Raw genomic sequence first — 10,886 nt, forward strand, 5'->3', positions numbered from 1 at the left:
CGTGTGAGCGGAGGGAGGCGGCGCATCAGCGGGCTCTCCTTCCGCGGGCGCGCCGGCTCCGGGGTCGCCTGCCGCCGACCTGTTCGGCGCGGGGCCGCCTTCTCCCGGACCGCCACGCGATCCAGGCCACGGCGAGGGCCGCCACACCCAGTCCCGAGAACGCTCCGGCCTGCTGGGCGTCGTCGATCGTGTCGGACGCCTCCCGGTACGCCTTCGGCTCCCAGCCGGACTTGCTCCTGGCGTGCGCCTCGTCGTAACGCTGCTGGGCCCGCCCGGACCGGATGTCGTCCACGAAACGCCGGATGGCGCGCACGGGACCGGCGTTGTACGGCTCGGAGTAGATGATCTCGTTGGCCGCCGGTTCGATGGGCAGGTTGGTACCGAATTGTTCGACGTCCACGCCGATACCGTTCGACGGCATGACGACGTACACGCCGGGCCGCTGCAGCTTGTCGTGGAGCAGGGCGATCAGGGCCGTGGGGCTCTTGAAGGGATCGTTCTCCGCCTGGGTCTCGGCGACCACGGCGAGGTAGGTCGGCACCGGCATCATGCGCACCGCCGCCCGGATCTTCCCGGCGTCTTCCGGGGACACGTCGCGCGGCACGTGGTCGCTGATGAAGACGGGATCGTGAGCGAGTCGCGCGGCGATGTAGTCGGCCTTGGTGACCACGGCCGGAGCCGGCGTCGTTCCGTCCGGCGACGGTCGCGCACCTGGGCCCCGCGTCCGTACCGGAGACGCGAGCGCCGTGGGAGCCCGCACGGCACCCCGATCGACCTCGGCGGCCCGTACGGTCGCGGCCGCGTGGGGCTCGGGCGTAGCTTGCACCGGGACGGTCGGCGCGAAGGGCCCCAACCCGGCACCGAGCGCCACAGCGGTCACGGCTGGGACAAAACGCACTGGCCACACGGCCTGGAGCCTACCGGCGAGCGTTCGCGAGGATCATTCGCCCCGTCAGTGACCGCGTACGCTCCGTCATACCGACCCGGCGACTACAGGCCATCGGAGGCCGAGATCAACTCTCCGAAATCACGATTGGCCGTTTGCGGTACTAGAGCCGCGCCAGCAAGGCTTGGGTGTGGTCGCGTTCGGCCTGTGCGTCCAGGCGTTCGAACGCTGTGAGGGCGCGGGCGAGTTCGGCGTGGTCGTCGTGGAGGCGCCCGCGGGCACGGGCGAGGCAGGCCGCCGCCCAGGTGTTCTCTTCGGCGAGCGGGGTGGCCGCCGCCAGCAGGTCCGCCGCGTCGGGCAGGCGTGCGGCCACGGCCAGTTCCGCGCCCGCCGCCCGCGCGTACGCGAGGTATTTGTCCAATGGGGCGTCGACGGTGAAGGCCGTGCGTACGAGGGGTTCGGCGGTGTCGTACCGCTCGTCGTGGAGGGCGAGGCGGGCGTCGACGAACGCCGCGACCGGTGCCGTGCCGAGCGTGCCGCCGGCCATTTCCGCGGCATGCGCCCGCCACAGCGCCACCGGCCCCGGCTCATCGAGCATCGCGCTGGCCAGCACCGTCATGCTCACGGCCGGCAGCATCCAGAGCGGGGCGGGGCGTCCGGCGCGTTCCCATTGGTCCAGCATTCGTTCGGCGTGGCCGATCGCGTCGTGGAAGCGGCCGGTCAGCGCGAGGGGCTGGACGAGGCGGCTGGCCGTGATGTGGGTATCGCGCAGCAGGTCGTCGTCGATGCCGGCGCGGGCGGCGGCCATCGCGCCGGGCAGGTCGCCGGTCATGATCGCGTAGACGCAGGCGCGGCCGTAGGTGTTGCAGATCTCCGGTGCGCAGTACGGGTCGTCGCGGTCCATGGACGGCAGCAGCGCCAGGCGTTCGCGGGTGATGCGGTTGGCCTCGCGTAGTCGTCCGGCGTGCAGGGCCGCGGTCCCGGCGGCGCACAGGCCGGAGCTGACCAGGACCGGGTCCGCGGTCGCCCGGGTGGCGGCGAGGGCGGCGGCGGTGAGGGCGGGGTCGGGTGCGCCCTTGTCCGGGCCGGCCAGCCACGCGTGGGCCAGCGCCAGGTGCGCCGTGACCTCCGGGTCGTCGCCGGGTCCGGCCGCGGCCGCTTCGTCGAGGAGGCCGCGCAGGCGCTCGTACGGGACGCTGGTCTCGAACGCCTCGGGGAACCGGCAGGCCGTCTCGACCGCACGGGCCAGGTCGATCGCCCGGCCGCGGTCGTCGCGGGCCCGTGCCGCCTGTTCGGCGGCCTCCAGGAGCAGCTCGAACACGTGCTGGTTGGAGGTGGTGCTCACGTGCGCGCACCCGGCTCCCGCGCGCAGGTCGCGCGCGGCCGACGCGGCGCTCGTCGCTAGCGCGGCGGCGGTCCGGTGGTGGGCGAAGGACTCCAGCAGGTGGCGGCGGGCGAAGGTCAGGTGTGCCAGCGCGCTCGCCAGCCGGTGCGTCACCTCGCCCGGGCCGCCGGCCGCGGCCAGCGCGGCGCGCAGGTCCGCGGCCATGGCGTCGAAGTCCTCGCGCCATGTGGGATCACCGATCCTGCCCTCGGCGGCGGACGCCGCGCCGGCGGCCCAGCGGAGGTGCCGCGTCCTCGTCTTGTCCTCCTCGCCCGCGGCCGTCATCTGCGCCAGCGCGAACGCGCGTACGGTCTCCAGCAGGCGCCAGCGGCTGACCCGCCCGCGTACGTGCACCACGAGGCTCTTGTCGACCAGCCGGCCGAGCAGGTCCGCGACGCCCGCGCGCTCTCCGCCGACGGCGGCCGCGGCGTCCATGTCGAAGGCCCCGACGAACACCCCGAGCCGCCGGAACAGCGTCTGCTCCTCCTCATCGAGCAGGTCGTAGCTCCACGACAGGACCGCGCGCAGCGATCGGTGCCGCTCGTCGCCGCCGCGTACGCCGGACAGCAGCCGCAGCGCGTCGTCGAGCGCCGCGAGCAGTCCCGTGGGGCCCAGCGACGCACCCCGGGCCGCGGCCAGCTCGATCGCCAGCGGCATGCCGTCCAGCCGCGCGCACAGCTCCGCGACCACCGCGGGCTCGGCCACGAACTGGGGGTCCGCGGCCAGCGCCCGGTCGTGGAACAGCCGCTCGGCGTCCGAGCCCAGCGGCAGCGGGGCGATCGGCACGCTGCGCTCGTTCGGTACGCCGAGGCGTTCCCGGCTGGTCACGAGCACGCGAGTGCCTGGGCAGGCGGCCAGGATCCGCTCGGCGAACTCGGCGGCCTCGTCGATCACGTGCTCGCAGTTGTCCAGCACGAGCAGCGACCGCCCGGTGCCCAGCCGCGCCGCGACCGCCTCCTCCAGTGGCTGGTGCGAGCCCTCGGTCACCCCGAGCGTGGTCGCGACCGCGCGGGCCACGAACCCGTCGCGTACCGGCACCAGGTCCACGAAAGCCCCGCCGGACGGGAACAGCGCCACGGCCTCCTCGGCCGCCACCGCGGCCAGCCGGGTCTTGCCCACCCCGCCCGGGCCCAGCAGCGTCACCAGCCGGGCCTGCTCGACCGCGGCCAGTACGGTGGCGCGCTCGGCCGCACGGCCCACGAACGTCGTCCCGGACACCGGCAACCCGGCCACCCGGCCCGGCTCCCGCTCCCCGGAGCGGGCCAGCTCGGCCAGCGCCCACCGGTCGGCCATGCCGTACTTGCGCAGCAGCGACGACACGTGACTCTCCACCGTGCGCACGGAGATGTGCAGCCGATTCGCGATCTGCGCGTTGGACAGCCGCGCGCCCAGCGCGGCCAGCACCTCGGCCTCCCGCTCAGAGATCCGCTCCGCCACCCCTGGGCCCCTTTCCGTGGCAGCATCCGTGGTGTTCCGCGGTCAGCACGGATGACCGCACCTCCCCGTCGGGGCGACGCTGGAGGCACCTGACAGGGGAGGAACCATGAACACCCTAACCGTGCGCCCCGCCGCAGAGCTGGACGAACTCCTCACCGCCGTACGCGGCGCGATCGCCCGCAACGCCGGCTGGCGCGAGACCGCGTCGTACGTGGGGGACGCACTCCGCGAGCACCTGCCCTCGCCCGGCCTGCTTCCCGCGGACCTGCTCAGCGGCGAGCGCGGCACGTACCGCAGCCACCGCCTGCACGTGGAGCCGGACGGCTCGTTCTCGATGGTGGCCATCGCCTGGCAGCCCGGCGCGCTGACCCGCATCCACGACCACGTGACCTGGTGCGTGTTCGGCGTCCTGACCGGTGTGGAGCACGAGGACCTGTTCACCCTCTCCGAAGACGGCACGACCCTGATCGAGGCCGGCCACAACCCGAACACGACCGGCGAGGTCAGCGCCTTCGCCCCGCCCGGCGACATCCACCGCGTCCGTAACATCGGCGACGAGACCGCCGTCTCCCTGCACATCTACGGCACCGACCTGAACCGCATGGGCTCCAGCGCCCGCCGCTTCTACGACCTCCCGGTCCAGAGCTGACAGGAGACACGACGTGACCACGCCGAACGAGACCACCGAGATCCTGAACCGCCCGCTGAGCCAGGAGCTGCTGGCCCGCGACCTCACCCGCCTGGCGTACGTCGCCAAGGACGGCACGCCCCGGAACGTTCCCATCGGGTTCAGCTGGAACGGCACCGAGATCGTCATGTGCACCGCGAAGAACGCCCCGAAGCTCGCCCACCTCCGCCAGAACCCGGCGGTCGCCCTGACGATCGACACCGAGGTACACCCGCCCAAGATCCTGCTCATCCGCGGCCAGGCCGAGCTCGACGTCACCGACGGCATCCCGGACGAGTACCTCGAGATGAACGGCACCTACCAGATGACGCCCGAGCAACGGGTCGAGTGGGAGGCCGGGGTGCGTTCGCTCTACCACGAGGGCATGGTCCGCATCGTCGTCACCCCGACCTGGGCGAAACTGATCGACTTCGAGACGACCCTCCCGAGCGCCGTCGCCGAACTGATCCAGCAGCAGGCCGAACGCCAGGCGACCGACTCCTAAGGCCAGGGGACATGACACTCAAGCGAATGGACCACGTCAGCATCGTCGTCGCCGACCTTGAGGCCGCCATCGCCTTCTTCACCGAACTCGGCATGGAGCTGGAGGGCAGGGCCCCGGTCGAGGGACGCTGGGCGGAGCGGGTCAACGGGTTCGACGACCTCCGCGTCGACATCGCGATGATGCGGACCCAGGACGACCACGGCAAGCTCGAGCTGACGAAGTTCCACTCGCCGGCGGCGATCAGCGCCGAACCGGACCCCGCACCGTCGAACACACTGGGCATCCGCAGCATCATGTTCGAGGTCGACGACATCGAGGACACCGTCGCCCGCCTGCGCCCCCACGGCGCCGAACTCATCGGCGAGATCGCGCGGTACGAGGACATCTGCCTGCTCTGCTACGTCCGCGGCCCCCAGGGCGTCATCGTCGCGCTGGCCGAGCAGCTTCGGTGAGGAGCGCGACCGGCCGTCGCCGTACTAGGAGTCCTTGATCTCGCAGATGACGGCGCCGTTGGAGACCGTCTGGCCGACCGCCGCGGACAGCCCGGTGACGGTGCCCGCCTTGTGCGCCGTGAGCGGCTGCTCCATCTTCATGGCCTCGAGGACCACGATGGTGGCTCCCGCCTCGACCGTGGCGCCGTCCTCGACGAGAATCTTGACGATCGTGCCCTGCATCGGACTGACCAGGGCGTCTCCACCGGCCGCCGCCGCGCCGCCCTTCTTGCCGCCACGTCGCCGGGACGGGGTCGCGCGGCCGGATCCGGAGGCGCCGGTGGAGGCGGTGGCGCCCAGCCCGGCGGGGAGCACCACCTCGATGCGCTTGCCGCCGACCTCGACGGTGACCCTCTCCCGCTCGGCCGCCTCTTCGGTCTCCACGGCCCCGTCGTACGGCGGGATCGTGTTGTCGAACTCGGTCTCGATCCAGCGCGTGTGCACCCGGAACGGCGCGTCGACGAACGCCGGGTCCTCGATGACCGTGCGGTGGAACGGGATGACCGTGGGCATTCCGCCGACCTCGAACTCCGCGAGTGCCCGCCGGGCCCGCTGGAGCGCCTCCGTCCGGTTCGCGCCCGTGACGACGAGCTTCGCGATCATCGAGTCGTACATCTGCGGGACCGTCATGCCCTGCTCGAAGCCCGAGTCGAGGCGCACGCCCGGCCCGCTCGGGGGGCTCCACCGGGTGATCGTTCCCGCCGCGGGAAGGAAGTTGCGGCCGGCGTCCTCCGCGTTGATGCGGAACTCGATCGAGTGCCCGCGCAACTCCGGGTCGTCGTAGCCCAGCTCCTCGCCCTCCGCGACGCGGAACTGCTCGCGGACCAGGTCCACGCCGGCGACCTCCTCGGTCACCGGGTGCTCGACCTGGAGACGGGTGTTCACCTCGAGGAACGAGATCGTGCCGTCCTGGCCGACGAGGAACTCGCAGGTCCCCGCGCCGACGTACCCGGCCTCCCGCAGGATCGCCTTCGAGCTGGAGTACAGGGTCGCCAGCTGCTCCTCCGACAGGAACGGGGCCGGGGCCTCCTCCACCAGCTTCTGGTGCCGGCGCTGCAGCGAGCAGTCACGCGTCGAGACCACGACGACGTTGCCGTGCTGGTCGGCGACGCACTGGGTCTCGACGTGACGCGGCTTGTCGAGGTAACGCTCGACGAAGCACTCCCCGCGCCCGAACGCCGAGACCGCCTCGCGGACGGCCGACTCGTACAGCTCGGGGACCTCCTCGAGCGTACGGGCCACCTTCAACCCGCGGCCTCCGCCGCCGAACGCCGCCTTGATGGCGATCGGCAGGCCGTGCTCGCGAGCGAACTCCACGACCTCGTCGGCGTCCCGGACCGGGTCCTTGGTGCCCGAGACCAGCGGAGCGCCGACCTTCTGCGCGATGTGCCGCGCCTGTACCTTGTCGCCCAGCGCCATGATCGCGCTCGGCGGCGGGCCGATCCAGGTCAGCCCGGCGTCGATCACCGCCTCGGCGAACCCGGCGTTCTCGGCGAGGAACCCGTACCCGGGATGCACGGCGTCGGCGCCGCTCTCCTTGGCGATCCGGAGCAGCTTGTCGATGTCGAGGTAGCTCTCGGCGGCCGTCTGCCCGCCCAGCGCGTACGCCTCGTCGGCGACCCGCGTGTGGAGCCCGTCCAGGTCCGGCTCGGAGTAGACGGCGACACTGCCGATTCCGGCGTCCCTGCACGCCCGTGCGATACGGACGGCGATCTCACCCCGGTTGGCGATCAGGACCTTACGCACGTGCGACTCCTCGCTCTTGCCGACCGACCAGAGTTTAGGCAACCCGGCTTCTCTCATTCTCCAGGGCCGTCGGGTTGTGGCGATCTCCAATGTAACCAACCACTTGCTCGGGCGTCCCCGGCGGTCACCCTTCACACGGGCCGTCGGCCCAGGGCGACGAGCCGGTAGACGGGGTCGGGACGGGCTACCTCCTGGTCCGGCAGCGAGGTCAGGTCTTCGGCGATCCGCGCCGGATCGGCCGCGCGGGCCCAGGGGATCCGGCCTTCCAGGATCCGCTCGCGCCACTGCCGCGGACTCCGGCCCTGCCCGATCCCGGCGAAGGTCGTCTCTCCGACGATTTGAAGAGCGTGCCCGGCCGCCGACGCGACCACGCGGTCCACGTGGTCGGGCCCCTTCGGGACGTACGCACGCCGTGCGGCGGCCGTCACCGCGGCGACATCGCTGTCGACGGCGAAGGCGGCCTGGTTCTTGTCCACCGTGGTGATCAGGACGCCTCCGGCCCGGAGCACGCGCGCGGCCTCGGCGAGCACCGGCGCCGCGTCGTCGAGCAGGTGAAGCAGCCAGATGAGCACGACGGCATCCGCATGGGCGGATTTCATCGGAAGGCTTGCCCCGTCGCCCAGGGCCACGGCACCGGGAAGCCGAGTCGAGGCGACCGCGGCCATGCCCGGGGAGCGATCGACGCCGGCCACCAGGCGCCCAGGACGGGTCAGCCGCCTGGTCACGATCCCCGTACCGCACGCGACGTCCAGCAGGACGCGCGTGTCCTCCGGCAGCAGCCGCTCGACCGCTGCGGCGGCGGCCTCGGCCCGCGCCTCTCCACCTCGCGACGCGTCGTACCCCGCAGCCTCGCGGTCATAGTCCAGCACGACGACAACGTACCGAAATAAGCTACGAAACGGCTCATCGTGTGTTGCGCGGGTACGGATTCGCCTTTTTCGGGTGTTCGGCGGGATACGGTACGGACGAGTGAAGCGCTTCGGCAGGAGACACCTCATGCTTCGGACGTTCGCTGCCGAGCGCGGCTGGACTTGCGGCATCTCGCGCAAGGAAGAAAGCGCGCTCCTCGAGCAACTTCGTGGGGAGCCGTTCCACCCGCCTGAGCGGGCCCCGGACGCGTTTCCGTACCCGGTATTCGGTCGCCACCGGCACCGGTTGTGGAATGTGATGCGCGGTGCGTATCGCGACCGGTCTGCGGTCGTCTTCGGATACAGGCGTGAACAGGAGATCCTCGATGACAGTTTCGGCCGCCGAGGCTGGGAGAACTCGTCCTACTGGATCGCCGCCCTGCTCGACCTGCCCGCTCCGGTGCCGCGCCTGCAGCTGACGCCGCGCACGTCGGTGCCGCCCGAGCGACCGGGTGTCGAGACCGGCGATCCGCGCGTGGACGGGCGGTTCCACGTCCACACCGACGACCCCACCTGGGCGGGCGGGGCGCTGCGCGAGCTCGCCCCCGTTCTGCTCGACGGGCCTGCTCAGGCATGGCGCATCTCGGGCACGTCAATCCTGACGTGGAATAGGGCCGACGGCATTCCACTCGGCCACGTCGATGCCACGCTGGACCGACTGTCCACGATCGCCGGCCGCCTCGCGCCACCAGCCTGAATCGCGGTTCACGCTGCAAAAGCAGCGCGGGAATCCAAACATGCGATCATGGTGATTTCCGATGCCATTCCGCTATTGCGCGACGCCGACCGTACTCGATGACCGAACTTCTCATCCGCCCATGACGAGCCCGCAGGTGCCGTCGTCGGGGCGGGACGCCGGAGGGAGAAGTGATGCGCCCGAGTGCCGCCGGAGCGCTCGCCGTCCTGCGAGAACCCGATTTCCGGCGGTTCTTCATCGGCCAGTCGGCGTCGCTGCTCGGCGACGGCATGGTCGGCGTCGCACTGGCGTTCGCGGTCCTCGGCCTCACCGGGTCGCCCGCGGATCTCGGGTACGTTCTGGCGGCCAAGTCGATCACTCTCATCGCGGGCCTGCTGGTCGGCGGGGTCATCGCCGACCGGCTGCCCCGCCGCCGGATCATGGTGGTCGCCGACCTGGCCCGCTTCCTCGGCCAGGGAACGATGGCCGCGCTGCTGATCGCCGGTCACGCGACGATCTGGGAACTCGCGGCCCTCCAGGCCGTGCACGGCGCGGCGAGCGCCGTGTTCAACCCCGCGTCCACCGGCCTCGTCCCCGCCATCGTCACCAGCGGACGCCTCCAGCAGGCCAACGCGCTGCGCGGCCTGGCGATCTCGATCGGAAAGATCGCCGGCCCCGTCGTGGCCGGCCTCCTGCTCACGCTGGCCGGCCCCGGATGGGCGATCGCCGCCGACGCGGCCACCTTCGGTCTCAGCGCGATGATGCTCACCCGGCTACGACCGCCCGCGCACCGGCCGCCCCCGGCTCAGTCCGTCGTACGAGACCTGCGGGAGGGCTGGACGGAGTTCAGCTCCAGAACCTGGCTGCTGACCCTTGTCACCACGGCGTCGCTCACCAACCTGCTGTTCGCGGCGTTCTACGTCCTCGGCCCGGCGATCACCGCCCGATCGTCCGGTGGACCGGCGGAATGGGCCACCATCCAGGCCGTCATCGGCGCCGGGTCCCTCATCGGCGGCATCGCCGTCCTCCACATCCACCCAAGACGCCCACTGCGGACCGGCGTACTCGCCCTCGCCCTCTGTGCCCTGCCCACCGTCGGCCTCGCGGCCCACCTCCCCGTCATCGCCGTGGCCGGCCTCGCTCTCCTCTGCGGCCTCGGGATGACGGTCTTCAACACCTTCATGGAGACGGCCCTCCAACACCACGTCCCCGCGGGTGCCCTGTCCCGGGTCAGCGCCTACGACTGGTTCGGCTCCTTCGCCTGCCAGCCCATCGGCCAGGCCACGGCCGGTCCGCTCGCGGCGGGACTCGGCACCTACCCGGCCCTCTGGCTGACGGGCGTCCTGCAGTTCGCCGCCGCCCTGGGCGCCCTCACGATCCCCGCCATCCGCCGCCTACCGGCCGGAACCCCTGACGCGCCGACTCCCGTCCACCAAGAGACGTGAGCACGGCTTTCGGGAACGAATGGGTATAGGCCAGCCGAAGTGGGCCGAGTATCGGTGATATCAACCTCGGTCATCAGGCTGTGGAGTTATATGCTTCATGGCCGTTGTTGTTCGATCTTGTCGCAGGTCGGTGGCCGGAAGCGGACAGGAGGAAGGGTTCCGTGGGCGCCGCTGTCAATGCTTAATTGGCACGGCAATCTGAAAAGGGACCACTAGTGAGGTCAGGTTCCAGATTCGGGACGTCCCTCACTGCGCCGGCTCGGGCCGCCCCTGGGGTCGGCGGGGAAGCGCCGCGCCCAGCGTGGCCTGTTGCAACCTGCTCATCCGCGGTGTCGCCCGGCATGCTCGCCGCATGGCCCGCAACGGCGCGACGGGGCATCGGAATCGACCGAGCGACGCGGAAGCGACGGCGAACGGAAAGGAGACGGCTGATGGGTGGCATCTACGGCGGCGATCCCGAGGCCATGAAGAGGCTTGCCAGTCTCTTCCAGAAGCACGGCCACGAGCTCGACCAGATCATCAGAGACCTCAACTCGAACACGCAGAGCAGCCAGAGCATCTGGCAGGGGCCGGGCGCGAACCGGTTCCGCGAGGCGTGGGCGCAGGCGAAGCCGTCGTTCGACAAGATGGTCGCCGCCTTCCAAGAGGCGCACAAGGACATCAACAGCCGGGCCGAGGGCTTCCGAAACGTCGGCAAGTAGTCGCTTCCCGAGACGGGGTGCCGCGGGCTGCGGCACCCCG

At 71.4% G+C, this 10,886-nt stretch carries 10 protein-coding genes; 6 read left to right on the forward strand and 4 right to left on the reverse strand.

The annotated features are described in order from the left end of the window. Positions 1–25: 25 nt before the first annotated feature. Positions 26–880 carry a hypothetical protein gene (locus tag ACYVF7_RS07955; protein ID WP_460337101.1) on the reverse strand — a complete coding sequence of 285 codons (855 nt, stop codon included), beginning with the start codon at positions 878–880 and terminating at the stop codon, positions 26–28. A 169-nt stretch (positions 881–1,049) separates the two neighbouring features. Next, positions 1,050–3,707, reverse strand: coding sequence for an ATP-binding protein (locus tag ACYVF7_RS07960; RefSeq protein ID WP_460337104.1), 2,658 nt, complete (start codon positions 3,705–3,707; stop codon positions 1,050–1,052). 106 nt (positions 3,708–3,813) lie between these two features. On the opposite strand from ACYVF7_RS07960, the gene ACYVF7_RS07965 reads away from it, so the two are divergent. From ACYVF7_RS07965 to ACYVF7_RS07975, 3 genes are read left to right on the forward strand one after another with little or no spacing between them, the layout of a single operon-like run. Further along, complete coding sequence (locus tag ACYVF7_RS07965) at positions 3,814–4,356, forward strand: cysteine dioxygenase family protein (RefSeq protein WP_460337107.1); 543 nt, start codon at positions 3,814–3,816, stop codon at positions 4,354–4,356. A gap of 13 nt (positions 4,357–4,369) precedes the next feature. Continuing rightward, on the forward strand, positions 4,370–4,879 hold the full coding sequence (locus ACYVF7_RS07970) for a pyridoxamine 5'-phosphate oxidase family protein (protein WP_460337110.1): 510 nt from the start codon (positions 4,370–4,372) through the stop codon (positions 4,877–4,879). Between the two features lie 26 nt (positions 4,880–4,905). Continuing rightward, on the forward strand, positions 4,906–5,331 hold the full coding sequence (locus ACYVF7_RS07975; RefSeq protein WP_460357826.1) for a VOC family protein: 426 nt from the start codon (positions 4,906–4,908) through the stop codon (positions 5,329–5,331). A gap of 24 nt (positions 5,332–5,355) precedes the next feature. Here the strand turns inward: ACYVF7_RS07975 and ACYVF7_RS07980 are convergent, their stop codons facing one another. Further along, positions 5,356–7,116 (reverse strand): acetyl/propionyl/methylcrotonyl-CoA carboxylase subunit alpha, encoded by a 1,761-nt coding sequence (locus ACYVF7_RS07980; RefSeq protein ID WP_460337113.1) that lies wholly within the window; start codon positions 7,114–7,116, stop codon positions 5,356–5,358. Between the two features lie 131 nt (positions 7,117–7,247). After that, the gene (locus ACYVF7_RS07985) at positions 7,248–7,985 is read right to left on the reverse strand and encodes a class I SAM-dependent methyltransferase (protein ID WP_460337116.1); all 738 of its coding nucleotides are present in this window, start codon (positions 7,983–7,985) and stop codon (positions 7,248–7,250) included. 127 nt (positions 7,986–8,112) lie between these two features. On the opposite strand from ACYVF7_RS07985, the gene ACYVF7_RS07990 reads away from it, so the two are divergent. The 3 genes from ACYVF7_RS07990 (at position 8,113) to ACYVF7_RS08000 (ending at position 10,846) form a co-directional block, all read left to right on the forward strand. After that, complete coding sequence (locus ACYVF7_RS07990) at positions 8,113–8,721, forward strand: hypothetical protein (protein WP_460337119.1); 609 nt, start codon at positions 8,113–8,115, stop codon at positions 8,719–8,721. A 173-nt stretch (positions 8,722–8,894) separates the two neighbouring features. Beyond that, positions 8,895–10,145, forward strand: coding sequence for an MFS transporter (locus tag ACYVF7_RS07995; RefSeq protein ID WP_460337121.1), 1,251 nt, complete (start codon positions 8,895–8,897; stop codon positions 10,143–10,145). 431 nt (positions 10,146–10,576) lie between these two features. Next, the gene (locus tag ACYVF7_RS08000) at positions 10,577–10,846 is read left to right on the forward strand and encodes a WXG100 family type VII secretion target (RefSeq protein ID WP_460337124.1); all 270 of its coding nucleotides are present in this window, start codon (positions 10,577–10,579) and stop codon (positions 10,844–10,846) included. Positions 10,847–10,886 lie beyond the last annotated feature (40 nt).

The organism is Actinoallomurus acanthiterrae, assembly GCF_054775715.1.